The organism is Sutcliffiella sp. NPDC057660, from assembly GCF_042800035.1.
Taxonomy (GTDB): Bacteria; Bacillota; Bacilli; order Bacillales; family Bacillaceae_I; genus Sutcliffiella_A.
The window spans coordinates 251,941-278,219 of sequence record NZ_JBHVHV010000004.1 but is presented as its reverse complement, the minus strand read 5'-3'; the positions used below and the strand labels follow the sequence as shown (position 1 = coordinate 278,219).

The 26,279-nt window shown below is 42.8% G+C and carries 25 protein-coding genes, 17 tRNA genes and 1 rRNA gene; 38 read left to right on the top strand and 5 right to left on the bottom strand.

Annotated elements, in window-relative coordinates:
- Positions 1-192 precede the first annotated feature (192 nt).
- The 18 genes from rrf (at position 193) to ACFVAD_RS06030 (ending at position 2,019) form a co-directional block, all read left to right on the top strand.
- Positions 193-309 (top strand): 5S ribosomal RNA (gene rrf / locus ACFVAD_RS06115).
- 9 nt (positions 310-318) lie between these two features.
- Positions 319-393: transfer RNA gene (locus ACFVAD_RS06110), tRNA-Asn, on the top strand.
- Positions 394-399: 6 nt separating this feature from the next.
- Positions 400-491, top strand: a tRNA-Ser gene (locus ACFVAD_RS06105).
- A 9-nt stretch (positions 492-500) separates the two neighbouring features.
- Positions 501-575: transfer RNA gene (locus tag ACFVAD_RS06100), tRNA-Glu, on the top strand.
- Positions 576-616: 41 nt separating this feature from the next.
- Positions 617-692: transfer RNA gene (locus ACFVAD_RS06095), tRNA-Val, on the top strand.
- A 39-nt stretch (positions 693-731) separates the two neighbouring features.
- A tRNA-Met gene (locus ACFVAD_RS06090) sits at positions 732-808 on the top strand.
- A 4-nt stretch (positions 809-812) separates the two neighbouring features.
- Positions 813-888, top strand: a tRNA-Asp gene (locus ACFVAD_RS06085).
- Between the two features lie 7 nt (positions 889-895).
- Positions 896-968, top strand: a tRNA-Phe gene (locus ACFVAD_RS06080).
- 44 nt (positions 969-1,012) lie between these two features.
- Positions 1,013-1,088 (top strand) — tRNA-Thr (locus ACFVAD_RS06075).
- A gap of 7 nt (positions 1,089-1,095) precedes the next feature.
- Positions 1,096-1,179, top strand: a tRNA-Tyr gene (locus ACFVAD_RS06070).
- Positions 1,180-1,210: 31 nt separating this feature from the next.
- Positions 1,211-1,284 (top strand) — tRNA-Trp (locus ACFVAD_RS06065).
- A 17-nt stretch (positions 1,285-1,301) separates the two neighbouring features.
- Positions 1,302-1,377: transfer RNA gene (locus ACFVAD_RS06060), tRNA-His, on the top strand.
- A gap of 69 nt (positions 1,378-1,446) precedes the next feature.
- Positions 1,447-1,521 (top strand) — tRNA-Gln (locus tag ACFVAD_RS06055).
- A 4-nt stretch (positions 1,522-1,525) separates the two neighbouring features.
- Positions 1,526-1,600, top strand: a tRNA-Gly gene (locus ACFVAD_RS06050).
- 11 nt (positions 1,601-1,611) lie between these two features.
- Positions 1,612-1,685, top strand: a tRNA-Cys gene (locus tag ACFVAD_RS06045).
- A gap of 32 nt (positions 1,686-1,717) precedes the next feature.
- Positions 1,718-1,806, top strand: a tRNA-Leu gene (locus ACFVAD_RS06040).
- A gap of 24 nt (positions 1,807-1,830) precedes the next feature.
- Positions 1,831-1,911 (top strand) — tRNA-Leu (locus ACFVAD_RS06035).
- A gap of 34 nt (positions 1,912-1,945) precedes the next feature.
- Positions 1,946-2,019 (top strand) — tRNA-Gly (locus tag ACFVAD_RS06030).
- Positions 2,020-2,137: 118 nt separating this feature from the next.
- Here ACFVAD_RS06030 and ACFVAD_RS06025 read toward each other — a convergent pair.
- The gene (locus tag ACFVAD_RS06025; protein ID WP_386637116.1) at positions 2,138-2,836 is read right to left on the bottom strand and encodes a B3/B4 domain-containing protein; all 699 of its coding nucleotides are present in this window, start codon (positions 2,834-2,836) and stop codon (positions 2,138-2,140) included.
- Between the two features lie 116 nt (positions 2,837-2,952).
- Between ACFVAD_RS06025 and queG the strand changes: the two genes are divergently transcribed.
- From queG to ACFVAD_RS05975, 10 genes are all read left to right on the top strand, one after another.
- Entirely contained in the window at positions 2,953-4,098 is a 1,146-nt protein-coding gene (gene queG / locus ACFVAD_RS06020) for a tRNA epoxyqueuosine(34) reductase QueG (protein WP_386637114.1), read from the top strand.
- 93 nt (positions 4,099-4,191) lie between these two features.
- Positions 4,192-5,079, top strand: coding sequence for an amidase domain-containing protein (locus tag ACFVAD_RS06015; RefSeq protein ID WP_386637112.1), 888 nt, complete (start codon positions 4,192-4,194; stop codon positions 5,077-5,079).
- 63 nt (positions 5,080-5,142) lie between these two features.
- On the top strand, positions 5,143-5,643 hold the full coding sequence (trmL, locus tag ACFVAD_RS06010; RefSeq protein ID WP_386637110.1) for a tRNA (uridine(34)/cytosine(34)/5-carboxymethylaminomethyluridine(34)-2'-O)-methyltransferase TrmL: 501 nt from the start codon (positions 5,143-5,145) through the stop codon (positions 5,641-5,643).
- A gap of 405 nt (positions 5,644-6,048) precedes the next feature.
- The gene (locus ACFVAD_RS06005; protein ID WP_386637108.1) at positions 6,049-7,944 is read left to right on the top strand and encodes a PrkA family serine protein kinase; all 1,896 of its coding nucleotides are present in this window, start codon (positions 6,049-6,051) and stop codon (positions 7,942-7,944) included.
- A gap of 56 nt (positions 7,945-8,000) precedes the next feature.
- Positions 8,001-8,144 carry a hypothetical protein gene (locus tag ACFVAD_RS06000; protein ID WP_386637106.1) on the top strand — a complete coding sequence of 48 codons (144 nt, stop codon included), beginning with the start codon at positions 8,001-8,003 and terminating at the stop codon, positions 8,142-8,144.
- A gap of 161 nt (positions 8,145-8,305) precedes the next feature.
- Entirely contained in the window at positions 8,306-8,467 is a 162-nt protein-coding gene (locus ACFVAD_RS05995) for a hypothetical protein (RefSeq protein ID WP_386637104.1), read from the top strand.
- Between the two features lie 641 nt (positions 8,468-9,108).
- A complete protein-coding gene (gene yhbH, locus ACFVAD_RS05990) occupies positions 9,109-10,278 on the top strand; it encodes a sporulation protein YhbH (RefSeq protein ID WP_386637102.1) in 1,170 nt (389 codons plus the stop codon).
- A 124-nt stretch (positions 10,279-10,402) separates the two neighbouring features.
- Complete coding sequence (locus ACFVAD_RS05985; protein ID WP_386637100.1) at positions 10,403-11,650, top strand: ATP-binding protein; 1,248 nt, start codon at positions 10,403-10,405, stop codon at positions 11,648-11,650.
- A gap of 147 nt (positions 11,651-11,797) precedes the next feature.
- Positions 11,798-12,076, top strand: coding sequence for an autorepressor SdpR family transcription factor (locus tag ACFVAD_RS05980; RefSeq protein ID WP_386637156.1), 279 nt, complete (start codon positions 11,798-11,800; stop codon positions 12,074-12,076).
- Positions 12,073-12,672: an SdpI family protein gene (locus ACFVAD_RS05975; protein WP_386637098.1), complete on the top strand. Its 600-nt coding sequence runs from the start codon at positions 12,073-12,075 to the stop codon at positions 12,670-12,672. Before ACFVAD_RS05980 ends, ACFVAD_RS05975 begins: the two co-directional genes overlap by 4 nt.
- 59 nt (positions 12,673-12,731) lie before the next feature.
- On the opposite strand, the gene ACFVAD_RS05970 is transcribed toward ACFVAD_RS05975, so the two are convergent.
- Complete coding sequence (locus tag ACFVAD_RS05970) at positions 12,732-14,309, bottom strand: glutathione ABC transporter substrate-binding protein (RefSeq protein ID WP_386637096.1); 1,578 nt, start codon at positions 14,307-14,309, stop codon at positions 12,732-12,734.
- 364 nt (positions 14,310-14,673) lie between these two features.
- Here ACFVAD_RS05970 and nikC point away from each other — a divergent pair, with 364 nt between their 5' ends.
- Genes nikC through ACFVAD_RS05950 form a run of 4 tightly spaced genes read left to right on the top strand, consistent with a single transcriptional unit; the run spans position 14,674 to position 18,570 of the window.
- Positions 14,674-15,579 (top strand): nickel transporter permease, encoded by a 906-nt coding sequence (nikC, locus tag ACFVAD_RS05965; RefSeq protein WP_386637094.1) that lies wholly within the window; start codon positions 14,674-14,676, stop codon positions 15,577-15,579.
- Positions 15,580-15,596: 17 nt separating this feature from the next.
- The gene (locus tag ACFVAD_RS05960) at positions 15,597-16,523 is read left to right on the top strand and encodes an ABC transporter permease (protein WP_386637092.1); all 927 of its coding nucleotides are present in this window, start codon (positions 15,597-15,599) and stop codon (positions 16,521-16,523) included.
- 15 nt (positions 16,524-16,538) lie between these two features.
- Positions 16,539-17,564 (top strand): ABC transporter ATP-binding protein, encoded by a 1,026-nt coding sequence (locus ACFVAD_RS05955; RefSeq protein WP_386637091.1) that lies wholly within the window; start codon positions 16,539-16,541, stop codon positions 17,562-17,564.
- Positions 17,557-18,570: an ABC transporter ATP-binding protein gene (locus tag ACFVAD_RS05950; RefSeq protein WP_386637089.1), complete on the top strand. Its 1,014-nt coding sequence runs from the start codon at positions 17,557-17,559 to the stop codon at positions 18,568-18,570. The genes ACFVAD_RS05955 and ACFVAD_RS05950 overlap by 8 nt, the downstream gene beginning before the upstream one ends.
- A gap of 130 nt (positions 18,571-18,700) precedes the next feature.
- Here the strand turns inward: ACFVAD_RS05950 and ACFVAD_RS05945 are convergent, their stop codons facing one another.
- The gene (locus ACFVAD_RS05945) at positions 18,701-19,339 is read right to left on the bottom strand and encodes a phosphatase PAP2 family protein (protein WP_386637087.1); all 639 of its coding nucleotides are present in this window, start codon (positions 19,337-19,339) and stop codon (positions 18,701-18,703) included.
- A gap of 329 nt (positions 19,340-19,668) precedes the next feature.
- The gene (locus ACFVAD_RS05940) at positions 19,669-19,872 is read right to left on the bottom strand and encodes a hypothetical protein (RefSeq protein ID WP_386637085.1); all 204 of its coding nucleotides are present in this window, start codon (positions 19,870-19,872) and stop codon (positions 19,669-19,671) included.
- Between the two features lie 361 nt (positions 19,873-20,233).
- On the opposite strand from ACFVAD_RS05940, the gene ACFVAD_RS05935 reads away from it, so the two are divergent.
- From ACFVAD_RS05935 to ACFVAD_RS05920, 4 genes are all read left to right on the top strand, one after another.
- Positions 20,234-21,667, top strand: coding sequence for an alanine/glycine:cation symporter family protein (locus ACFVAD_RS05935; RefSeq protein ID WP_386637083.1), 1,434 nt, complete (start codon positions 20,234-20,236; stop codon positions 21,665-21,667).
- 55 nt (positions 21,668-21,722) lie between these two features.
- A complete protein-coding gene (locus ACFVAD_RS05930; RefSeq protein WP_386637081.1) occupies positions 21,723-22,586 on the top strand; it encodes an AraC family transcriptional regulator in 864 nt (287 codons plus the stop codon).
- Between the two features lie 82 nt (positions 22,587-22,668).
- The gene (locus ACFVAD_RS05925; protein ID WP_386637079.1) at positions 22,669-23,079 is read left to right on the top strand and encodes a DUF1761 domain-containing protein; all 411 of its coding nucleotides are present in this window, start codon (positions 22,669-22,671) and stop codon (positions 23,077-23,079) included.
- 31 nt (positions 23,080-23,110) lie between these two features.
- Positions 23,111-23,602 carry a DinB family protein gene (locus tag ACFVAD_RS05920; protein ID WP_386637077.1) on the top strand — a complete coding sequence of 164 codons (492 nt, stop codon included), beginning with the start codon at positions 23,111-23,113 and terminating at the stop codon, positions 23,600-23,602.
- 70 nt (positions 23,603-23,672) lie between these two features.
- On the opposite strand, the gene ACFVAD_RS05915 is transcribed toward ACFVAD_RS05920, so the two are convergent.
- Complete coding sequence (locus tag ACFVAD_RS05915; RefSeq protein WP_386637075.1) at positions 23,673-23,996, bottom strand: winged helix-turn-helix transcriptional regulator; 324 nt, start codon at positions 23,994-23,996, stop codon at positions 23,673-23,675.
- Positions 23,997-24,206: 210 nt separating this feature from the next.
- On the opposite strand from ACFVAD_RS05915, the gene ACFVAD_RS05910 reads away from it, so the two are divergent.
- Both ACFVAD_RS05910 and ACFVAD_RS05905 read left to right on the top strand, forming a co-directional pair.
- Complete coding sequence (locus ACFVAD_RS05910; protein ID WP_386637073.1) at positions 24,207-25,064, top strand: VOC family protein; 858 nt, start codon at positions 24,207-24,209, stop codon at positions 25,062-25,064.
- Positions 25,065-25,163: 99 nt separating this feature from the next.
- Positions 25,164-26,165, top strand: a complete 1,002-nt coding sequence (locus tag ACFVAD_RS05905; protein ID WP_386637071.1) for a DUF3231 family protein — start codon at positions 25,164-25,166, stop codon at positions 26,163-26,165.
- Positions 26,166-26,279 lie beyond the last annotated feature (114 nt).

Genomic DNA, 26,279 nt, shown 5'->3' with positions numbered 1-26,279 from the left:
GATCAGGTAGATAGGTTCGAGGTGGAAGCATGGCGACATGTGGAGCTGACGAATACTAATCGATCGAGGACTTAACCCAAAAACAATGAACGACACTTGTGAATCTTGGTAAGAAAAAACGTTATCTAGTTTTGAAGGAATATAGCAAAAAAACGCTTGATTTTCTTCAAAGATATATTATAATAATATTTGTCTGGTAATGATGGCGAAGAGGCCACACCCGTTCCCATACCGAACACGGAAGTTAAGCTCTTCAGCGCCGATGGTAGTTGGGGGTTGTCCCCCTGTGAGAGTAGGACGTTGCCAGGCTGATATTGATCCACCATAGCTCAGCGGTAGAGCATTCGGCTGTTAACCGAAGGGTCGTAGGTTCGAATCCTACTGGTGGAGCCATATTATGGAGAGCTGTCCGAGTGGCCGAAGGAGCACGATTGGAAATCGTGTAGACGGTCAACGCCGTCTCAAGGGTTCAAATCCCTTGCTCTCCGCCATTATTTGTTGGCCCGTTGGTCAAGCGGTTAAGACACCGCCCTTTCACGGCGGTAACACGGGTTCGAATCCCGTACGGGTCACCATAGTTTTTTCGCGCTAGCGAAAATAACTTTCCCCATACATAGGAGGATTAGCTCAGCTGGGAGAGCATCTGCCTTACAAGCAGAGGGTCGGCGGTTCGATCCCGTCATCCTCCACCATTAAGTTTTTATAGAATACTATAACTTAATTATTATTATCGCGGGGTGGAGCAGTCTGGTAGCTCGTCGGGCTCATAACCCGAAGGTCGCAGGTTCAAATCCTGTCCCCGCAACCAAAATGGTCCCGTGGTGTAGCGGTTAACATGCCTGCCTGTCACGCAGGAGATCGCCGGTTCGATCCCGGTCGGGACCGCCATTTATAAGGCTCGGTAGCTCAGTTGGTAGAGCAATGGACTGAAAATCCATGTGTCGGCGGTTCGATTCCGTCCCGAGCCACTTTGATTCTTTCACGTAGTGAAAATAATCATCCTTTCTCATTTGCCGGTGTAGCTCAGTTGGTAGAGCAACTGACTTGTAATCAGTAGGTCGTGGGTTCGACTCCTATCGCCGGCACCACATATATGGAGGGGTAGCGAAGTGGCTAAACGCGGCGGACTGTAAATCCGCTCCTTAGGGTTCGGCAGTTCGAATCTGCCCCCCTCCACCATTTTTTTAAAAAGAGTAACATATTCATCTATAGGGGCATAGTTTAACGGTAGAACAGAGGTCTCCAAAACCTCCGGTGTGGGTTCGATTCCTACTGCCCCTGCCAATTATATTCATATTGTGGCGGTTGTGGCGAAGTGGTTAACGCACCTGATTGTGGTTCAGGCATTCGTGGGTTCGATTCCCATCAGTCGCCCCATTATTTTTAAATGATTGATTTAGTCATATAGATCAATACAAATAGCATAAATATTAAAAGCAATATTATTGGGCTATAGCCAAGCGGTAAGGCATCGCACTTTGACTGCGACATGCGTTGGTTCGAATCCAGCTAGCCCAGCCATTTTGCGGAAGTAGTTCAGTGGTAGAACACCACCTTGCCAAGGTGGGGGTCGCGGGTTCGAATCCCGTCTTCCGCTCCAAAAAAAATTCAGGTGGCATAGCCAAGTGGTAAGGCCAAGGTCTGCAAAACCTTTATCACCGGTTCAAATCCGGTTGCCACCTCCACTATTCAAAAACGAAGGCTTATAACTATATAAGCCGGGGTGGCGGAACTGGCAGACGCACAGGACTTAAAATCCTGCGGTAGGTGACTACCGTACCGGTTCGATTCCGGTCCTCGGCACCATTTGAATAGTTGAGTTATTGTTATGCCGGTGTGGCGGAATTGGCAGACGCGCACGACTCAAAATCGTGTTCCTCTGGAGTGCCGGTTCGACCCCGGCCACCGGTACTTATTTTATAGACAAGTTATCCAACCTGTCTATGCGGGTGTAGTTTAATGGTAAAACCTCAGCCTTCCAAGCTGATGTCGTGGGTTCGATTCCCATCACCCGCTCCATACATAGTATATAACGCAGTGTCTCGTTTCTTGAAAACGATGCATTGCGTTTTTTAATTTGTTCATATATGGGTACGAATGAAAATGCCCCTTCTAGTTTAAAGAAGAGGCTCTCCATTTACATGGTTCTGTTTATGTGGGACAAGGAACCTGTCCCCACCATGACCACGCGTCCCGTGCCGCCATGGACCTGGGTGAACATTTTTAGAATGGCTTCCAGCATTTCTTGGCATTCTGTATTGTCCATGGAGGGTTTAAGGTATATGATATGTACTGCTGAGGTGGTGGCTTCTGTGATGGCTGTTCTTTTGCTGTCTACAAAGGGACTGCCGAAGGAGCTTGTGGCGTCTTTTGTATGTACCATGTTATGAAGGGTGACTTCACGGCCGTTCAGTCCTTCGTAGGTGTTATCTTCCTCTCCAATTGTGATGGAGATATCCCCGTTAATCTTAGTGGAATCATAGATGCCAAGAGGGATTTCATATTTCAGGGAAAAGAAATTATTCAGGTCTACAGCAGAGTTGAAAGGCTCCAGGAACTGTCCTTTTTTTATACGGCGATAAAGGGCTTCCACTGAAGGACGATATCTGGAAGGGTCTGTTCCGGTCTGTTTGAAAATAGATCGCCATTCCATTATTCCCGGAATGTCTTTCATCTCTTTATCCACTAGGTCTATGTTCAAGGATTCCTGGAATAATCGGATCCTTCCTTTCAGCATTTGAGGAGAGCTGCCAATTGTGATATCTTCATAGAATATGATACCGAATTTTGCATTGGGGATAAGTTCTTTGACTGTAGATTCCAGCGTTACTCTCATACTTTTCATCCCTTCCATTGTTTTCAATATGGTAAGTGTAACATATTTCGTTTAGGATATAGAAATGATGACTGATAGAAAGGCTTTAAGCCGTTTTTATAAAGGAGGTGTTTATTTTGAATATAGCCAACCAGAAGCTGAAAGACGAGATAATTGCTTTTAGCAAAGAGATTGGTATCGATAAAATCGGATTTGCAAGTGCAGGTGTCTTTACCGGATTGAAGGAGAGGCTTCGGGTTCAGCAGGAAAACGGGTTTCAGTCCGGCTTTGAGGAGTCGGATATTGAGAAGAGGACGAATCCTGAATTGCTGCTTCCAAGAGCTAAATCAATCATTGCCATCGCCTTGGCCTATCCGTCGAAGCTAAAGGATGCTCCACGGAGTACACGGGAGGATCGGAGAGGGATTTTCTGCCGTGCTTCCTGGGGAGTGGATTATCATCATTTATTAAGGGATAAGCTCCAGCAGCTGGAGGCATTCATAAGGGAGAAACATCCTGATGCATCTATGAAATCAATGGTTGATACAGGTGAGCTTAGTGACCGTGCTGTAGCGGAACGTGCAGGGATCGGCTGGAGCGGTAAGAATTGTGCAATCATTACTCCCGAGTTTGGGTCTTATGTGTACCTTGGGGAAATGATTACGACCATTGCCTTTGAGCCGGATCAGCCTTTGGAGGATAATTGCGGTACTTGCAATAAATGTGTGGAGGTTTGTCCGACAGGTGCGCTTGTTCAAGGTGGACAGCTCGATTCGAATAAATGCATTGCTTTTTTGACACAGACGAAAGGTTTTCTGGCAGAGGAGTATCGGTCAAAGCTCGGTAACCGACTTTATGGCTGTGATACATGTCAGACGGTATGTCCTGAAAACAAGGGGATGGACTTTCATTTGCATCCTGAAATGGAGCCTGATCCAGAAATTGTGAAGCCAAAGCTGAGGCCTCTTCTTACGATATCAAATAGGGAATTCAAGGATAGGTTTGGAAGGATATCCGGCTCGTGGAGAGGGAAGAAGCCAATCCAGCGTAATGCCATTTTAGCGCTGGCACATTATAAGGACAAGACGGCTGTTCCTGATCTATTGGAATTGATGAAGCATGATACTAGGCCTGTTATTCGCGGTACTGCTGCCTGGGCTGTCGGAAAGATAGGTGACTTATCTGCGTTGGAAGCATTAATAAAGTTAAAAGAGACAGAACAGGACGAGGTTGTACTATCTGAAATCGATAAAGGAATGGCGATGCTAAAAGGCGAGGGGTGAAACTCTCGTCTTTTTTGTATTCCAACTTTTTCTAATGTTTATCAATTCCCCATCATACTATGAATATAAGGATAATATGATGGAGGGTTGTACATGAGAGAGAAGCTTATGTTGCATGTTCAGGACAGGTTGGATCAGTATGTATATAAAAGCAGGCAAACAGGTAGATCATTTATTAATGAAGATACTATTTCAAGAAAGAAGGAGATGCATAGAAGGCGAGGAGCGGAAATCGTGAAATGTTCCGCAATGGGGAGAATCCTATCTATGAACAGGGATATGGACGAGGAGACAGCCATATATGAAGTGCATGTAAGGTACCTCATAAAACTAAATGAAGAGTTGTATATGGAGGAGGAATCCGATCACCGCTATGCAGTTTGTCACGGGGGGGATGTGGTCCAAGATATACCCTTGCATGAAGAGGGAGCGAATATGCATGAGGTCTCCCTTCCATCCGTGGAGGAGGAAGACTTGGATAGAAATGTGAGATTTACTTACAATAGGTTGGAAGCGGTGCGCTACGCGGAGCAATGGTGGAATACGTTTAATCCAAAGTACAAGAAATTTGATGTGGACTGTACAAATTACATTTCTCAGTGCTTGCATGAAGGCGGGGCTCCAATGGTTGGTTATCCGAAGAAAAGCGGTGCGTGGTGGATGAGGAACAAAGACTGGAGCTACACGTGGACTGTCGCAAATGCCCTCCGATGGTATCTCCCTGTTGCAAAATCAGGAATGAAGTCAAGGGAGGTTGCGCGTGCGGATCTACTCATGCCAGGGGATGTCATCTGTTATGATTTTGAAGGTGATGGTCGATTTGACCATAATACGATTGTGGTAGCCAAGGACCCGAATAATGAACCACTGGTAAATGCGCACACTTATAATAGTAGAATGCGGTATTGGAAGTATGAGGATTCCACAGCATATACACCGAATATCAAATACAAATTTTTTCATATCATCGACAGGAATTAAAGGTTGATTCTCATTCAATAAAAAGGTATTGTTGTATAGGAAATATTTGAGGTATAAATTGAGGTGACGATTGTGGGATTACATGTAGTACTATATCAACCAGAGATTCCGGCTAATACTGGAAATATCGCACGTACTTGTGCAGCAACGAACACTACTTTGCACCTGATCCGACCTTTAGGCTTTTCGACAGATGATAAAATGCTGAAAAGAGCTGGCCTGGATTATTGGGAATTTGTGAGCGTGTTATATTACGATTCTTTGGAAGAATTTTTTGAGAAACACAAGGAAGCTGAATTTTTCTATGTTACGAAGTTTGGAACAAAAACGCATAGCTCTTTTGATTACAGCAGTCTGGAAAAAGACTACTTTTTTGTTTTCGGGAGAGAGACGACCGGTTTGCCGAAGGACTTGATTCAGAGCAATTTAGAGCAGTGCCTGCGTTTACCGATGACGACCAATGTCCGTTCGTTGAACCTATCGAACACCGCAGCAATTTTAATATATGAAGCTTTGCGACAGCAGGGCTATCCGGATCTTTCCATCGAGTGTCCGGAAGTGTAAATAGAAAAGGCCTTCCATGTGGAGGCCTTTTTTGTATGTGCTGTAATTACTTTTTACGAGTACCTGGTTTTCCTTCAAAGCCAGCAGTGAAAATTGCTGTAAGGAAAGCAAGGCATACGGCAAGAATCAGGAATCCGCTTGTTCCCATCGTTAATTCCTCCTTATGTAAGGTAGTTTCAAGTAAGCATACTATCTATATTATATCCCAAAGGACAAGTAATGTGAATGGAATGTGTGGATAATTTATGACAGCCTTTTTTATGTCGGGGCTAAGCGAGCTGGTTCCGCTGTTCATTGTCTAGCTTCGCAGGCTCCGCTTTTCTTAGCATGTTTCACTCAGGATGGGCATAGAGTATATTAATCACGCAATCACGCTCTTGAAGATGTAATAAAGGGGAGGTCCTTATGGATATTTTAAGAAAAATTGAAAAGTATCGGGAAGAAGAACAGCGGCTGAAGTGGGAAGGAACCTTCGGAGAGTACTTGGAGATTATAAATAAGGAACCATGGGTAGCGCAATCCGCTCATTCAAGGGTTTACAATATGATCAAAGATGCTGGCGTGGAAGAGGTAAATGGCCAGCGGAAGTATAATTTCTTCAGCAGTGCTTTGTTCGGCTTGGAGGAAGCATTGGAGCGATTGGTGGAGGAGTACTTTCATCCAGCAGCAAAGCGGTTGGATGTCCGAAAAAGGATTCTTCTTCTGATGGGACCTGTCAGTGGGGGGAAATCGACGCTCGTCACCATTTTAAAAAGAGGGTTGGAGCAGTATTCCCATACAGAACGTGGAGCAATTTTTGCTATCAAGGGGTGCCCGATGCATGAGGATCCCCTTCATCTGATCCCGCACCATTTAAGGGATGACTTCTATCAGGAATATGGCATTCGAATTGAAGGTAATCTTTCGCCATTGAATATGATGAGGCTTGAAAAGGAATATGGAGGACGTATTGAGGATGTATTGGTGGAACGGATTTTCCTATCGGAGAATCAGCGTGTCGGAATTGGTACCTTCAGTCCATCCGATCCGAAGTCGCAGGATATTGCAGATCTGACTGGCAGTATCGACTTTTCAACCATTGCGGAGTTTGGTTCTGAATCCGATCCGCGTGCCTATCGTTTTGATGGGGAACTCAATAAGGCAAACCGTGGGATGATGGAATTCCAGGAGATGCTTAAGTGCGATGAGAAATTTCTATGGCACTTATTGTCCTTGACGCAGGAAGGGAATTTCAAGGCTGGGCGTTTTGCGCTCATCAGTGCGGATGAACTGATTGTGGCCCATACGAACGAAACGGAATATCGCTCGTTTATTGCTAATAAGAAGAATGAGGCTTTGCATTCGCGGATTATCGTAATGCCGGTTCCATATAACTTGAGGCTTACAGAAGAAGAAAGAATATATGAGAAGATGATTAATGAGAGCGATGTTGCGAACGTCCATATTGCTCCACATACGTTAAGAGTGGCAGCGATGTTTACGATTCTGACCCGCTTGAAGGAAGCCAAGCGTGGTGATATTGATCTGGTGAAGAAGATGCGCCTGTATGATGGAGAGTCGGTGGAGGGCTTCAACTCGGTCGATATTCAGGAGCTGAAAAAGGAGTATGGGGATGAAGGTATGAGCGGGATCGACCCTCGTTATGTTATCAACCGTATTTCGTCCACGATTATTCGAAAAGAGGTACCATCCATCAATGCGCTTGATGTGCTGCGTTCCCTAAAAGAAGGACTTGATCAGCATGCCTCGATTTCGAATGAGGATCGTGAGCGATTCCTGAACTTCATCTCTGTTGCCAGAAAAGAATATGATAATATTGCGAAAAAGGAAGTCCAGAAAGCGTTCGTGTATTCCTATGAGGAGTCCGCGAAGACATTGATGGATAACTACCTGGATAACGTGGAGGCGTATTGCAATAAAGCGAAACTGCGTGATCCGTTAACCGGGGAAGAAATGAGTGCTGACGAAAAGCTGATGCGTTCCATTGAGGAGCAGATCGGTATATCGGAAAATGCGAAGAAGGCATTCCGTGAAGAGATTCTGATTCGCATCTCCGCCTATGCGCGCAAAGGGAAGCGGTTTGACTACAACTCCCATGAGCGACTGAGAGAAGCGATCCAGAAGAAGCTGTTTGCTGATTTGAAGGATGTGGTGAAGATTACGACTTCTTCTAAAACCCCGGATGAGACGCAATTGAAGAAGATAAATGAGGTAGTGGCCCGATTGGTGGATGAGCACGGCTATAATTCCACCTCCGCCAATGACCTGCTGCGCTATGTGGGAAGCTTGCTGAACAGATAGTGGATGACGAGAGTAAAATAAACAGGCCTTCATCGTTTTGATGAAGGCCTTTTCGTATGAAGAAACCAGTAAAAAAGTCCATCATCCGGTTTATGAAGGCCATTTTGCATGAAGAATCCGGCAAAAAAGTCCATCATCAAGCTTATGATGGACATTTCACAAGAAGAAAGCCACTCAAAAGCTTTTCACAGTTTCAATGAAGAGCTTCATCCCCCTCATCCCTCCTCCAAAAGCTCATCATAATGATACCAAGTCCATACCCCCTCCTCCAACTCGCAAAATAGGTAGGAAGGCACAATAACAGGCTCATTGGTTTCATATCCACTCAGAATGGGAAAATTAAGAATAAGAGGTGATAACAATGAAAAAAGAAAAATCTAATGAAATAGAAAATACAATGGCGCCAAACGAAAAGGAAATGGAAAAGCTGGCTAAGGAAATGGAGCAGCTTAAGGAAAATAAAACGGACCAGGAACGGGATCCAAAGCAGCATGAAGATAATGAAAAAAATGAAAAAGAGTGAGGCTGGGACATAAGTGTTTTAGCCTAAATAAAACCCGAACTAATTTGATTGAAAAATTCAATTAGTTCGGGTCTTTTTTGAAGTATTTGTTCAGTTTCTAGGTTACACCAGCGGCTGATTGGAGTGCAAGACGGAGACTCCTTGAAAATGCGAGCATTTTCTGCGTGCGATGTATGGCTTACGAAGCCTTCCTTGTCCTGCAGGAGCAGTGGCCAATGTGAGACCCCGCAGGCGAAGCCGAGGAGGCTCACGAGTCACCGCGGAAAGCGAAGTCTTGCACGGAAATCAATAGCGGTATTTAGAGCCGGAACTTATATAGTTCGTCTTTTATTGGCATTTTTTAGTTTTGTCCCAGCCTTTTTATTTTTCTATATCAGTATAAAACGAGCTGCTTTATGCATAAATCTAGTAATACTAAGAAAGCATTGACGCTTGTCTAATTTTGACGTATTACGAGCCTAATTATCTAAATAATCTGTCAATTATTCCGTTTGCGTGCATAGGATAGAGTAACCAACCTTTCTTTTGATAGAAGGTTGGTCTCTTTAAAATTTCAACAAGATATTGTATGTGACTTATGACAAAAATGTTCCGGTAAGTGTAAAAATGTTTTTTTAACCAAATAAAAGGAGGGATATCGAATGACGATGTCAGATGAGACGAATTTTGTAGTATCCAAAGAGGATTGGTCCCTCCATCGAAAAGGCCACGACGACCAGAAGCGCCATCAGGAAAAGGTCCAGGAGGCTATCAAGAATAATTTGCCAGATCTTATTACAGAAGAGAACATTGTAATGTCAAATGGCAAAGAGGTCGTAAAGATTCCAATCAGGTCTTTAGATGAGTACAGAATTCGTTATAATTATGACAAAAACAAGCACGTTGGCCAAGGCGATGGAGAAAGTCAGGTAGGCGATGTGGTTGCCAGGGACGGGTCGGGTCAGCAGAAGGGTCCAGGAAAAGGGCAGGGAGCAGGAGATCAGGCTGGTGAGGACTATTATGAGGCGGAAGTATCGATGATGGATTTAGAGGCCGCATTATTCAACCAGTTGGAGCTTCCGAATCTGCAGCAGAAGGAACGAGATGAAAATATCATAGAACACTATGAATTCAATGATATAAGACGCACCGGATTAATGGGGAATATCGATAAGAAGCGTACCATGATGTCGGCATATAAACGGAATGCCATGAAAGGAACTGCCAGCTTTCATCCCATCTTTCAGGAGGACCTGAAATTCAAGACATGGAATGAAGTGGTGAAACCGGAATCCAAGGCAGTGGTGCTAATGATGATGGATACGAGCGGGTCCATGGGCATGTGGGAGAAGTACATGGCCAGAAGCTTCTTCTTCTGGATGACACGCTTTCTGCGCACGAAGTACGAAACAGTGGAAATTGAATTTATCGCCCATCATACGGAAGCGAAGGTCGTAAGTGAAGAGGACTTTTTCTCCAAGGGTGAGAGCGGTGGTACGATCTGCTCGTCGGCGTATCGAAAAGCTTTGGAACTGATTGATACGAAATACAATCCAACTCGATTTAATATTTATCCGTTCCATTTTTCAGATGGGGATAACCTGACCTCTGATAATCAACGCTGTGTGAAGCTGGTAGGGGAGCTGATGAAGGTATCCAATATGTTCGGCTATGGAGAGGTAAATCAGTATAATAGGCACTCCACTCTCATGTCAGCCTATAAAAATGTCAACGATGAAAAATTCCGTCACTACATTCTGAAGCAGAAGCCGGATGTATTTCATGCGATGAAGGAGTTTTTTAAGAAAGAACAGGAAATGAAATATGCATAACGAAAAACCAGCCTATTGAGCTGGTTTTTCTTTTGCCTGTCAGAAGGAGAAAATGATGCGAAAGGCGAAGTATTAGAAGTAATACATAAATTAACGTCGAGTCTAGGCCTGTAGGAGCGTTGGTATGTTTGAAAATATCGGGCACGTTTTATATCATGTCTTAATCATATTATTTCCTATTCTTTTTTATCATCAATTTTTAAGCAAAGGCATAACGGATTTTACGAAAAGAATCAATTATGAATTTCTTATGGTATTGCTGATTATGCTCATTTTTACGATGTCCTTCCCGATTGAAGTGACCAATGGAGATACCTATGACCAGAAAATCATTCCAATCATCCTTGCATTTATGTATGGGGGTTGGATCCTTGGAATTACCTTGTTGCTTGCGATGCTGGGATATTTGTTTATTTTGGATGAACCTGGCTTTCTGATCATGGTGGTGAACTATGCTATCGTGGCGGTGCTGTTATCCATCTTTTCTATGTGGTTTCAGGGGTTGGAAAAAAAGATTAAGATTCTGGTTGTCAGCATTCTATTCTTCTTCATTACACTGACAAGGACCGTACGTCTAATCCTGATAAATGAACATGACGAGATATTCGTCACCTTTCTTGTGTCCTTTGTTACATGGGTGACATTGGTAACTGTGATGCTAATCATTGAAAATTTGAATATGCAGATGAATTTACAGCGTGAACTGCAGCGATCTGAAAAGCTGAAGGTCGTTAGTGAGCTTGCAGCCTCTGTAGCACATGAAGTGAGAAATCCGATGACCTCCACACGCGGATTCCTGCAGCTGATGAGCAAGGATGGAAATTTAAATGATGCACAGAAAAAATATATTGAAATATCGATAGGAGAGCTCGATCGGGCACAGGCCATCATTCAGGATTATCTTTCACTTGCTAAACCCAATAAACAGGAATTCAGTAGAATGAATCTCACAAAGGAAATTGAAAATGTGGTGCAGCTGATGTCCACTTATACGAATATCCAGAGCATTACCTTCCAGCATTCGATTGAAGGGGAATTATACATTAAAGCAAATAAGGATGAAGTGAAACAGGTTCTGATAAACATCATCAAGAACGGAATAGAGGCCATTGGCGAAGGGGGTACCATATCTGTCCATGCTTTCCGCGAAAAGGAAAATGCGGTTATCGAAATAGCGGATGACGGAATTGGAATGACCTCTGCCCAACTGAGCAGAATCGGGACTCCTTTCTATTCGACCAAAGATATGGGAACAGGTATAGGATTGACCATTTCCTTTCAAATTGTTCAACTGCTGAAAGGAAGGATCGATGCTTCGAGTGAGTATGGCAAAGGAACGGCTTTTAGGATAAGAATACCGCTAGCTGAGTGATATATATATCAAAATAGTGAATTTAAAGGAATTCTCTCTTTGGGAATTCCTTTTTCGGGAAAAGAATTGCATTATAATCCCAAAACAGTTATCATGTAATTAAATAAGTAATTACTTAAATGCTTAAAAGGAGGTTCGCCATTGTCAATTAATGAATTATTTAAAGCGCTATCTGATGAAAACCGCAGAAAGATATTGGATCTGCTTCGTGACAGGGATCTGACTGTGGGGGAGATTGCGGATCATTTCGAAATGAGCAAGCCGGGTATTTCACAGCATTTGTCCGTATTGAAAAATGCGAATCTCGTTTTTGCCGAGAAAAAAGGGCAGTATGTTTATTATTCTTTAAATTCGAGTGTGTTTCAGGATGTCATGAAGTGGATTATTCAATTTAATCAAAACAAGGGGGAAGGAAAAACACTATGATGAAAAAAAGTCTGATCACATTGCTTATACTTGTTGCTTTTGGAGCAAGCATCTTTTTTTTAGGTTCGGATATGGAGGTAGTGGAAGAAAAGTACGGAAAGGAGGAGGTAATCGTTTGGGTGCTTCCCTTGACTCTTATTCTTCTGAATAGCAATTTGCTATTGATTTCCAGGCAAAAGGCATTGCAAAACTACTATACAAGATATAAAAACGGTCTTGAAAGCATATTCCTTTCCTTTACATTTATGTTTTTCCTGTTTCATATCGCGCTTCTTTATACAGTTTCAGGCAACAGCTTCAACCTGCTGATGATGGTGCCGCTTATTGTTGGTTTTTCCCTTATTGCTACTGCCAATACTCTTCCAAGATTCAAGCTTCCAGAACAATCATCCCATCATGTGAAAGGCCCTTCCATGAATCATGCATGGAATAAAATTATTAGACCTGCTTCCTATCCTATGGTTATCGGTGGACTGTTGATGGTTGCAAGCATACTATTGCCAGAAGCCATGACATTGCCAGCCTTTTTCATTTTACTGTCACTTACTCTGATTAGTATCCTCTTTGTATCTTATAAAAACCTCCAGTCGGCATAGAATGGAACAAACAAAAGATCCTCCACTTCCAAGAAGCGGAGGATCTCTTTATGAAACGATTATTTTAGTCTTACATCTTTGAAGAATGGAGTACCACTGAAGTTTACGAATAAACCAGAAGCGACACCATTAGTTCCGTAGATGAAGTCCGGATGTTGCAAGTAAACCATTGGAGCTTCTTCTACCAGGATTTCAGAGATTTCTTTGTATGCTTCGTCACGCTTAGCTTGGTCAGTTTCAGAACGTCCAAGGTCAAGTAGTTCGTCAACTCTTTCGTTTTTGTAGAAAGAACGGTTACCAGGCGCTCCGAAAGCGGATGAATGGAACAATGCATATAGACCGTAGTCCGCATCAGCTGTTACAGTAGTCCATCCAAGGATGAATAGCTCATGCTCACCAGCAGCAGTCTTCTCAAGGAATGCACCCCACTCGATAGTTTCGATGTTTACAGTGATTCCGATATCAGCTAATTGATCTTGTACAAGAAGGGCAATATCAGAACGCTCTTTGTTACCTTCGTTTACGAATAGAGTAGTTTCAAAGCCGTCAGCGAATCCAGCTTCTTCCATCAATTTCTTCGCAGCTTCTACGTCATACTCCAGTGGTTTAAGGTCTTGGAAGTTTCCTACAACTGTAGGAGCAAGTGGTCCTACAGCAGGTACACCTTGGCCATCCAGGATTCCGTCAACAACGTCGGATTTGTTGATCGCCATGGAGATTGCTTGACGCACTTTCAGGTTGTCGTAAGGAGCCTTGTTCATGTTGAATCCTAAGTAGTCCATACGAGTACTTTTTTCGGAAGTGATTGTTACATCAGCCATTCCTTTAGCACGCTCTACATCAGATGCACCAACTTGTGCTACATGAGCATCACCAGTTTCAAGCATTGCCATACGAGTAGCTTGCTCTGGTACTACTACGAATTTCAATGTATCAACAGCTGCCTTCTTTTCTCCCCAGTAGTCAGCGTTCTTTTCAAAAATCATTTCAGATCCAGTAGACCAGGAAACGAATTTGAAAGGTCCAGTTCCAACTGGATTTTCGGAAACTGTTTTACCGCCGCTGTTTTCTTCTTCAATTGCAGAAGGAGCGATGATAGAACCAGCATTATGCGCTAAGTGAGCTGGTAGCGGCGCAAATGGTTTTTCTGTTTTGAATTGAACAGTGTAATCATCCACTACTACTACTTCTTTGATCATGTTCAATACTACAGCACGTGGAGATGCGAATTCAGGATCGATGATGCGTTCGATTGTCATTTTAACAGCATCTGCATTGAAATCAGTGCCATCATGGAATTTAACGCCTTCTTTTAATTTGAATTCCCAAGTAGTGTCATCCACCGCTTCGAAAGATTCAGCAAGTGCAGGTACTACGCTTCCGTCAGCAGCATATTCCGTTAAACGGTCAAATAGCTGAGTTGTTGCATTTGTAGTCGCAGTGTCGTTCATTCCGTGAGGATCAAGTGTCGGCGCATCTTGAGAGATTACGAATACTAGCTCTCCGCCTTCTTTACCGGCATCTTCACCGGTAGTATCCCCATCTGTTTTGTTGCTGCTGTTTCCACCGCTACATGCTGATAGGACCAGCATCAGTGAAAGAAGAAGCATCAAGAATACATTCTTTTTTGACTTCATTTTCTGTTTACCCCCCTGAATTATGTTTGTTACAAAGCAAATCCGTGAAATACATGGATTAGCCTGACTGAATTTTATAATAATCTAAAAATTAGAAATTCACAAGAGCCTAATTTGTAGAATTTTTAATATTTTCGTAATAATAATTTCGTATTCCGAATTTTTATATTACATTTGTGTAAAAAATGGGATATTTAGAAAGAAGAATTATTACTTTTATTTCACAAACAAAAGTAATTATTATGTAGGAACATTGATTAAAAACTATTGTAATATTGTGACTTTCTAGCTATTATAGAATCTAGTTATTAAAATTGTTAGAAAAATTTTAATGTTACAAACCTATGAAGGGGAGAAAAAGGATATGGATCAACCACAACTTCAAACATCACCACCAGGAGTTCCTGTTAATGGCCAGAGCAGCAAAGCTTTACGCTGGAAAGCTCTTTATAAGAAACTGGCCAAAAACAAAGCTGCAATGGCCGGAGCTATCATCGTATTGTTTTTTATACTAATGGCAATCTTGGCACCGTTACTGGCAACCCATGACCCTAATGAAATGGTAGTAACCAATAAATTGCAGTCACCATCCTCTGAGCATTGGCTGGGAACAGATGATGTAGGCCGTGATATTTTCAGCCGTTTGCTGTATGGAGCGCGAGTTTCCTTGACGGTTGGATTTCTTTCTACTATTTTAGGAGCGATTGTTGGGGTAGCCCTTGGAATTGTAGCAGGTTATTACGGCAGATGGATAGATACCGTCATCATGCGGATTTGTGATGTCCTCCTTGCTTTCCCAGGTATTTTATTGGCTCTTGCCATTGTGAGTGTTTTGGGAGCAAGCACCATCAACGTAATCTACGCTGTCGCGTTCTTTGCCGTTCCAACCTTTGCTCGTATTGTAAGGGGGTCAACCCTTTCCGTTAAGAAGCTAGAATTCATCGATGCAATCCGAGCAATGGGGTCAAGCGACTTCCGTATTATATTCAAGCATATTTTGCCTAACATCCTCTCACCGATTATCGTTCAGGCCACTCTTTACATAGCTTCAGCGATTATCACGGCTAGCGCCTTATCGTTTTTGGGATTAGGTACAAAACCACCAACTGCTGAGTGGGGAGCAATGCTTAGTGCCGGTCGCCATTATATTTCACAGGCTCCGCATATTACGCTATTCCCTGGATTGACCATTTTGTTGGTGGTAATCGGTTTTAACTTGTTTGGCGATGGACTGCGTGATGCATTAGATCCAAAAACGAAAAATAATTAGTGAGAAGGTGAAACAGCATGCTAATCTATATCATTCGTAGACTTTTTCAGACCATACCCGTAATGATAGGTGTAACCTTAGCGGTATTCTTAATGATGCATCTTATCCCTGGTGACCCGGCACAAATTATGTCAGGAGAGCAGGCAAGCCCAGAGCAGGTTGAAGCGATGCGCGATAAATTGGGGCTGAATGACCCCTATCACGAGCAATATTTCCGTTATGTGGCGAATGCTGTACAGGGTGACTTAGGTAACTCCATCCGAACAAACCGCTCGGTTACCAGCGAAATTTTCGATACAAGATTTTGGATCACTTTGGAACTGGCGCTTTGGGGTACATTGCTATCGGTTATTCTTGGGCTTGTAGCCGGAATTATTTCTGCAACAAGAAAGTATACGTTTGCAGATACATCCATCATGATTGTTGCTTTATTCGGACTTTCCATGCCAAACTTCTGGCTTGGTATCATGTTGATTTATTTCTTCTCAGTTAACCTTGGAATCCTGCCAGTAGCTGGATGGGGAAGTGATTGGAAACAGATGATCATGCCTGTCATTACGATTGGGACCGGAGGAGCTGCCATTATTGCCAGAATGACACGTTCGAGTATGCTTGAGGTCATTAATCAGGATTATATCCGAACAGCATATGCAAAAGGAGTAAGTGATAGATTAGTAATTTATAAGCACGCGCTGCGAAATGCCCTTATTCCCGTAGTAACTGTAGTAGGTTTACAGTTTGGGGGATTACTTGGTGGAGCGATCATTACAGAAACTGTTTTTGCGGTGAATGGATTAGGAAGGCTTATCATCGAATCCATCAGCCGACGCGATTTCCCGATGGTACAGGGAACCATTCTAGTATGTGCGATACTATTCGTGGCAGTTAACTTTTTGGTGGATATCACATACCGTTTAATTAACAAACGTATTGACTTGAACTAAGGACGGTGAAAAGAGATGACGTTAGCAAAGAACGATAAGATATTAGAAGTGAAAGAACTGCGTACTTCCTTTTTTACGGACGATGGGGAAGTGAAGGCGGTTGATGGTGTTGATTTTTCTATTGAAAAAGGAAAGACGCTAGGAATAGTCGGGGAATCAGGTTCAGGGAAAAGTATCACCTCCCTATCCATTCTGCGATTATTACAGGAGCCAGCCGGTAGAGTAGTGGGCGGCGAAATCAATTTCAAAGGTGAAAATCTATTGAATAAAACGAAAAAAGAAATGATGCAGATCCGCGGGAACAATGTGTCGATGATTTTCCAGGAGCCGATGACGTCCCTCAACCCAACGTTGACCTGTGGGGAGCAGATTGCGGAGTCCATCCGTATACATCAAAAGCTCGGACGTAAAGAAGCCTGGATGAAGGCGGTGGATATGCTGCGTCTCGTTGGTATTCCCTCTCCGGAAAAACGTGCAAAGCAGTATCCGTTTGAACTTTCGGGCGGGATGCGTCAGCGTGTCATGATCGCGATTGCCCTTGCCTGTAATCCAGAACTCCTGATTGCCGATGAGCCGACAACAGCTCTCGATGTGACGATACAGGCACAGATTCTTGATTTGATGAAAAAGCTGCAGGGGGAGCTTGGAACCTCTCTGATGCTGATCACACATGACTTGGGTGTTGTAGCGGAAATGTGTGACAAGGTGGCCGTCATGTACTGTGGTAAAGTGGTGGAATATGCTGATGTACAGACCATTTTCACAAGTCCGAAACATCCATATACCGTAGGACTTTTAAATTCAGTGCCAAAGCATGATGAGGATGTGGAAGGAGACTTATCGGTGATCCAGGGTTCTGTTCCTAGTCCGTTCGACTTGCCGAAGGGCTGTCGTTTCGCTCCACGCTGCCCTCATGCGAAAGCAATCTGCCTGACCGAATTGCCGGCGCTTGAAACAGCTGAGGATGGAGATCAGGTGCGATGCTGGATCTATACGGATAAATGGGAGAACCAAGAGGAGGTTGCCGCTGGCCATGAGTAATCAGACGTTATTAGAAGTGAAAAACCTGAAACAATATTTTCCTATTAAAGGCGGCATCTTCGGACGTACGGTCAACCATGTAAAAGCCGTTGATGATATCAGCTTTACGGTTAAAGAAGGGGAGACGGTCAGTATTGTTGGGGAGTCCGGCTGCGGAAAGTCCACAACAGGCCGTGCCATTCTTCGCCTTGATAATCCTTATGCAGGTGAGGTCAACTTTCAGGGGGAAGATCTTCTAGCATTAAACAAGGCTCAAATGAGAAAGAAGCGGAAGGATCTGCAGATTATCTTCCAGGACCCTTATGCTTCTCTGAATCCTCGTCAAACGGTCAGTCAAATTTTGGAGGAAGCATTGGAAATCCAAAATGTAGTTCCAAAAAAGGACCGTCGCAAAAAGATTATCGAGTTGCTGGAGACGGTTGGCATTGGGGCCCATCAGGTAGATCGTCATCCCCATGAGTTCAGTGGAGGGCAGCGCCAGCGTGTAGGTATTGCCCGCGCGCTATCGGTTAATCCGAAGTTGATCATCTGTGACGAGGCAGTCTCCGCACTGGATGTTTCCATTCAGGCTCAGGTATTGAACTTGCTGAAAGAGCTTCAAAGAGAATTCAAGCTGACTTATCTTTTCATCTCCCATGACCTAGGTGTGGTCCGTCACATTTCTGACCGTATCATCGTCATGTACCTTGGGAAGATTGTAGAAATTGCGGATAAGAAATCTCTCTTTGAAAATCCGCAGCATCCTTATACAAAGGCTTTGCTATCTGCGATTCCTAGTACAAATCTGGGGCAGAAGAGAGAGAGGATCATTTTAAAAGGGGATGTCCCTTCCCCAATCGATCCACCGGCCGGCTGCCGTTTCCATACACGCTGTCCATATGCGTTCGATCGCTGTAGAACAGAAGAGCCGATCCTGCACTCGGTTACAGGCAGAGAACAACAGTCTGCTTGCCATCTTGTAGAGGATGGATCGGTAGATTTCTCACAGTTGAAAACGAACTATTAAACTGATTGAATGAAAAAAATGAGCGGACCAAGTTAATAGGTTGGTCCGCTCATCATGTAAACAACTGGCGCGCATCGTTATTTATCGATGCGCGCTTATTTAATTTGCTATTGTACAGGCAATCCCTGATTTACTGGATTGCACCAATCTTCTCTTTTGCTGCCGATCTCATTCTATATATCGCAAAAACCGTTCCGTATATAAAAGCGACCATGAACATGGATGCCACCATGTCCAGCACCACATGCTGTTTAATAAAAATCGTTGAAAGGATAATAAGGCTCCCCATTATATGAATGAAGTATTTGTTTAAATTATGTTTATTTTTTATATGGAAGCTAGCAAGCATAATCGCGTAAGTTGTCAGTACATGGATACTCGGGAAGCAATTAACCGGGCGATCATGCGCATAGATGTACTTCACCAACATGACGAATAAGCCGTTCCCTTCGACTGTTGGCCTTGGGACTGTTGTCTGAAAAAAGAAATAAATAATAAAGCAGATCAATTCTCCGATAACAATGGTAAGAAGCGTTTTTACATAGACATCTGTATCTTTAAAGCAAAAGTATACCAAATAACCGAATACAAACACATACCAAATAATATATGGCACTACAAATGCTACAATGAAAGGGATATCGTGGTCGATAGGCAATGGAATCTGCGTCGCTTTTCTCGGTCTTTCATTTAAGATCGTATAAATAAATCCAAGTAATGGCATGACAAGCAATAAAAGTAAATATGGAAATTTCTTTTTAACACTCATAAACTTCACTCTCCACAATATAAGGGGACCGTCCAGACAACCTAATAATCTTCTATCTATAAGAAATACCCCAGTTATTATAAAATATTCTACTAAAATATAACACTCACAATGTATAAGACGAAACTTCCATAAATATGGTTCTGCTTGAGTCGGGAGAATTTTCAAAAAATGGTCAAAAGTGCATTGCATCCCTATATTATGTTTCTTTCATAAAATTTGACAATAAAAAAAGCATACGAAGATTCGTATGCAGCAGAGTGTACTCCTCCCATTCAAAGGGGGAGCATTCTTGTGATGAGGTCAGTTCGGTACCGATATGTCCCGGATTAGACGCCCATTTTTCTTCTTGTATTACTTGGCTTCTTTGTTTGCTGGCTTTTCATCTTTTGCTGGGATTTAGGACCATTCAGGTTTCCTTTTCCGCCAGCCGCCTGGTTTTTCTTTTGCTCAAGCTGCTTTTTAATTGCATCCTGTAAGCTGATTTTCTTCTTTGGTTCTGATGTTTGGTTCTGTTGATTTGATTCAGTCATAAATACTGCCTCCTAAGCAGATGTAATGGTACATACAGTATATACTATTTTCATGAGGAAAGATAACTGATGGACAAGAATTTTCTTGGAAATTATTTTTGTCAGAAAATAAAGAATATATTTAATTCAGGGATAATTATTGAATCTATTTTAGTATAATGATAAAGTTATACAGGTATTATATAACACACCGTCATTTGAGTTGTATTGTGTTATAAAACGATATCTATCGCTTCTTTAAGAGTATAGAAGTATTTAATAGGAAAACTTCAAAGCTTTTCTATTAAATATTTTTATTCCTCCTAGCTATTGGTAGTGCTGCCAATGAGGTTACACTTACAAACAACTTGAGGTGAACAGCATGATGTATACTATTTTAGACTGGACGAATAATTTTCTTTGGTCTTACGTACTAATTGCATTATTGGTTGGTTTAGGGATTTATTATACGGTTAAAGCAAGGTTTGTGCAATTTAGTCAGATTGGTGAGATGTTGAGGCTCTTGAAGGAAAGTCCTTCTACCGAAGAGGCAAAGAAGAAAGTTTCATCTTTTGGTGCATTCTGTATTAGTGCGGCAACAAGAATAGGAACTGGGAACCTCGCAGGTGTTGCCATTGCGATTTCGCTTGGTGGACCTGGTGCCGTATTCTGGATGTGGGTCGTGGCATTGTTTGGTGCAAGCTTAAGCTTTATCGAGAGTACGCTTGCTCAGGTGTATAAAGTGAAGGATGCCAATGGGTATAAAGGTGGACCGGCATATTACATGCAAAAAGCTTTAGGGGCAAGATGGATGGGTGTTTTATTTGCCATCCTGATTACGTTCTGTTTCGGGCTCGCTTTTACATCCGTTCAGGCAAATACGATTACGGTCGCTTTCCATGAAGCATTTGGGACAAACCGCCTTGTGCTTGGGTTAGTGCTTACAGCAATTGTGGCAGTGATCATCTTTGGCGGTGTGAAGAGAATCGCCAAGGTATCACAGGTGGTTGTGCCAATTATGGCTGTTTCCTATCTATTACTGGCTGCATATGTGATTGTGCTGAGCATCACAGAGATTCCAGGCTTGATTGGTGTGATTATTTCAAGTGCATTCGGCTTCAATGAGGCTGTGGCTGGAGGAATTGGTGCAGCGATCATGAATGGTGTTAAACGTGGATTATTCTCCAATGAAGCGGGAATGGGTAGTGCACCTGTAGCAGCGGCAACCGCTGAGGTAAGCCACCCTGCAAAACAGGGGTTCATTCAGACGCTTGGAGTTTTCGTTGATACTATTCTTATCTGTAGTGCAACAGCTTTCATCATCCTGCTTGCCGGAATTCCGACAGGGGAAGAGATGGAAGGGATTCAATTGACACAAATAGCATTGGCCGAACATGTAGGGTCATGGGCAAGCATCTTTATCGCAATCGCGATTCTCTTGTTCTGTTTCAGTTCCATTATCGGTAACTATTATTATGGCGAATCCAATATCGAGTTCATCAAAGAAAGTAAAACTGCGATCTTTATTTTCCGTCTGGCTGTACTTGGAATGACTGTTTTTGGTTCAGTGGCAAGCCTAAGCGTGGTGTGGGACATGGCAGATCTGTTTATGGCACTAATGGCCATCACGAACCTGATCGCCCTTGCATTCCTTGGGAAAATTGCAATAGCTGTCCTGAAGGATTATTTGAGGCAGAGGAAAGAAGGAAAAGATCCGGTTTTCTATGCGAGTAGTATTGAAGGACTAGAGAATGTCGAGTGCTGGCAGTATGAAAAAGATTTTGAGAAAAAAGTGAAGTTAAGAAAAGAAGCATAAAATTGATGGAGCTATCAGTTTAGACTGGTGGCTCCATTTTTTATTTATGGGGGTAGTGCAACAAGTTCTCCGAAAACTTATACTAAGAAAAGAAGATTATATTGTAAGCGAGGCGATGCGGATGATCTATCAGATGAAAAGGCCAGACAAGCGATTGCAACCATGGGTGGATTGTTACTGGCATGTTCAATTACATACAGGTATGGAAGGGAAGCGGGAAACCATACTGCCGAACGGAAAAGTCGAGATGATTTTTGCCCTTGAAGGAGATTACAGGGTTGGAAACCGGAGGACCTACAGTATGAAGCATGCTTGGCTTTCCGGTTTGCAGAAGGAGCCTTTGCATATTGAATACAGTGGTGCTTCCAACTTGATCGGGATTCGATTTCACCCAAGCGGCCTCTTTCCATTTCTACAGATTCCAATCAGTGAAACGGCTAATGAGGTGGAGCCACTGGAATTGATTTGGGGGAGCTTTGCAGATGAGATGTTTGAGACTCTTTGCGAGACGGGCACAATCGAGGATATTTTCTGTAAATTGGATTTTTTTCTTTTTCGTAAAATAACTCCTGCCAAGGAAAATCAGCATTCAGTAATCAAGAAAGTCATTGATGATATCTGCTTAAGACAAGCCCATTCATTTTCATTGATCGCAGAAGAGGTGGGGTATTCAGAGCGCCATCTGAATCGTTTGTTCAAGGACATGACAGGAATTTCGCCAAAGCTGATGGCTCAGATTTTTCGATTTGAGAAGGCAAGTGAACAGCTATTTAAGTGTACTGATAGCGGTAATGCGGCTGTTGTTCTAGAATGGGGCTATTATGACCAATCTCATTTTATACGGGAGTTCAAGCGGTTCTCCGGCATGACACCCGGAGAATTTAAAAAGAAAGCTATTGTCTCGAACAATTTTTTTTAGGTTTGTCCGATTTTTACAATATGTGTGGCAAAACATCCTTTATAATAAAAAATGTCATGAAAATATTGGAAGGGGATACGATATGGGATTTCAGGAAGCATTTGAGAATTTAAATTTTATTGCAATACTTGTAGCTGCCTTATCCGCTTTTTTTATTGGGGGCATCTGGTATTCACTGTTGTTTGGAAAGCAGTGGATGAAACTGCATGGCTTCACTGAGGAACAACTGAAGAAGACGGCAGGCAAAGTTTTTGGCGGATCATTTGTGTTAGCATTCATTATTTCATTCTTTCTAGCTATGTTTATTGGTCCTAATTCAACTGGGGTATTTGGGTTGATTGCAGGTTTTATGGCTGGTGCCTTTTTTGTGGCGGCAGCTTTAGGGATAACCTATCTATTTGAACGCCGCCCACTTGTGCTGTTTTTACTCGATGGAGGATACCACATTGTCACGTTTTCCGTGATGGGCTTCATACTTGGGGTTTGGTCTTAATAGGATGTAAAAAGAGGGGATGGGGAATCGAATGACAAATGAAGAGCTGTTATTTAAACAAATGGATTTTGTTAGAAATCGCACTGTGAAGATGCTGGAGTCCACTACCGAGGAGCTGGCAGATCAAATGCCTTCAGGCTTCCGCAATTCCATCAGGTGGAATGCAGGGCATATTTTTCTGTCCCAGGATACGCTGATGTACTCGTTTGCGGGAGGAGACCATCAAGTTCCGGAACACTTTTTCCCATTGTTCCAGATGAACACAAGTCCTCATGAATGGAAGGGGGAGCCGCCTAGCCTGACCGAATTGAAAGAAAGGCTCTCTGCACAGAACGATCGGATCAGAAGGGATTTTTCAGGAAGGCTTGAGGAGAACATTATCATGCCATTCCAGATCGGGGAATACCGCTTGGAGAATTTGGCGGAAGTGTTGGCTTTTGCTAATTGGCATGAGGGCTTGCATCAGGGTGTCATGAATAGTTTGAAGCGAGCATGTGGGGTGGAAAATCTTTGGGATAAGTAAAAACCTTCATCCAGTTATTACAAGACAACAAAAGCAGCATTCCATAATTCGGGATGCTGCTTTTATCTATTTATTCAGCTTCTGCTTCCAGCCAGGTTTGAGCCCACTTTTCCGTTTCTCTTAAAATAGGCTCCAGGGAATGACCTTTTTCTGATAGGGAATACTCTATGCGGACAGGGGTCTCCGGGTATACTTCCCTTTTCACAATTCCTTTACCTTCGAGCTCCTTTAACCGTTCTGAAAGGACTCTGCCGCTTATTCCTTTGATGCCGGATTCCAAGGTGCAGAAGCGTTGAGGTCCTGCAAGTAGTCTGTATATGATCAAACCGGTCCAGCGTTGACTTAATAGACCTATGGCTTTTTCAAATCTAGGACAAATTTGTGATTGGTTCATCTACATCACTCCTATAGGCTATATTATATCACATTTTTGTGAAAAATAAGCTAATATAGTTAAGTAATTTAGTTACTTGACATATTAAGCTTATAAAAATATAATTAGTTACATAAAGTAAGTATAATATTTCAGAAGCAGTTAATATATATAAAAAAATTTCAGAAGCAGTAAAAATAGATAAAGAATGAATTGAAGGAGGAAAATTACATGACAGGATTTCACGAAGCGCCAAACACATTTGTCGGGGAAGTCGTTATTAACGTGGAAGACATAAAGCGTTCCTTGGCATTTTATCAAGAAATCATCGGCTTTAGGGTTTTGGAACAGTCTGAAAAAAAGGCAACCTTCACGGCAGATGGTGTAACTGCCCTGTTAACGATTGAGCAGCCTGAAGGGGTTAGACCGAAAGAGCGGCGTACAACCGGACTCTACCATTTTGCTATTCTGTTACCTGAAAGAAGGGACCTGGGGAGTTTCATCCAGCACTTGATTCAAAAAAATCACTCCGTACAAGGTGCGTCCGATCATCTGGTTAGTGAGGCTCTATACATGGCTGATCCGGACGGCAATGGGATAGAAGTATATTCCGACCGGCCATCAGCATCATGGAATTGGAAAGACAAGGAAGTCGCGATGACTTCAGAAGCGCTGGATATCCAAAGCATTCTTGCAGAGTCGGAAGGCGTCAGATGGAATGGTCTTCCAAGTGGTACATTGATGGGGCACATCCATTTACATGTTGCAAACCTCGCAACGAGTGAAAAATTTTATACGAAAGGACTTGGATTTGACATCGTGAACCGTTATGGTGGGCAGGCGCTGTTTCTATCTACAGGGCAGTATCACCACCATATTGGCCTGAACACGTGGAATGGGGTAGGAGCACCGATACCCGGAAGGAATAGCGTCGGCCTTCAGCATTTTACACTTGTGCTGCCAAGTGAAATGGTAATGGAGAAGATAGTGGAGCAGTTAAACAACGTGGGTGCGGAAGTTTCAAAAAATGTAGCAGGAGTGTATACTGTGGACCCTTCTGGGAATCGCATAAAGCTTTTGGTTGGCTAAAGACAGATTCCTCTTGGGGTCTGTTTTTTTTTATGAATAAAGGTTCCAAAGTTATCAAAAGATAGGCACAAACTATTTAATACAGGTTAGGAGACCGACATGAAAGAACATAATATTCAGCTGACTACTCCCGAGATTGCTGCGTTATGGACTTCTTACATACAGCATAGTGCGACAATGTGTTTTTATAAGCATTTTTTGCAACAGTTAGAGGATTCGGAAGTGATGGAAATAGTAAAAAGTGCTTTATATTTGGAGGAATTATATAACAAGGAAATTGAAAAGATTTTTCAAAAAGAAGGATTTCCGGTTCCGGATGGATTCTCCGATAAGGATATTAATCTGTCTTCCCCTCCCTTATATACCGACCTGTTTGCGCTTAGCTATGTTTATCGTGTAGGGCAGATGGTGCTGCCGTTCTACTCGACTACACTCACCAAGGTGGCCAGGAAGGATATTGTCGAGTTTTTCGAGGGATGCTTAAAAACATCTACCAAGCTATATAAGAAGTCCCTGGATTTGATGTTAAGCAAGGGGATCTATGATCGTCCACCAAAAATCCCTTATCCAAATGATGTGGAGTACATGAAGGAGGAGCCTACTCTTTTGGGCTCCATGTTTGGGGATAAAAGACCATTAAATGTGATGGAATTGGGAGAAATATTCTATGCCATCGAAAGGAACTACATTGGGCTGGTCATGCTGATGGGTTTGATACAAGTGACCAAGGACAAAGAAGTAAAAGATTATTTGATAAAAGGAAAGAAACTTGCCGAAAAGCAGGTGGAGCTTTTCAATAAGATTTTAAAGAAAGAGGAACATCTGGGAAATATACCTGTAAGTATGGAAGTGACGGATTCCATGATTTCTCCTTTCTCTGATAGGCTTGTCTTGTTTCTGATTACCGCTACCTCTTCAGCGGGCATCCAGTTGTTGGCCTATTCAATGTCCACCTCGATCAGGAGGGACTTATCGATGCATTATGCTCTTCTGATTGCTGAGATAGCCAAGTACGGAGGAGAGGGACTCGAGCTGATGATCAAGAGAGGGTGGATGGAACAGATGCCGCAATCGATAGACCGGAGTAATCTATATCAGTAATGCTGAGTCTATTCATAATTTACCCTGTTTAATTGAGTGGCAGCACATGCTATAATGAATAGCTCAGGATATTTTAATTGAACGGATGCCAAGAAAAGCCTCCGCAAAGATAAA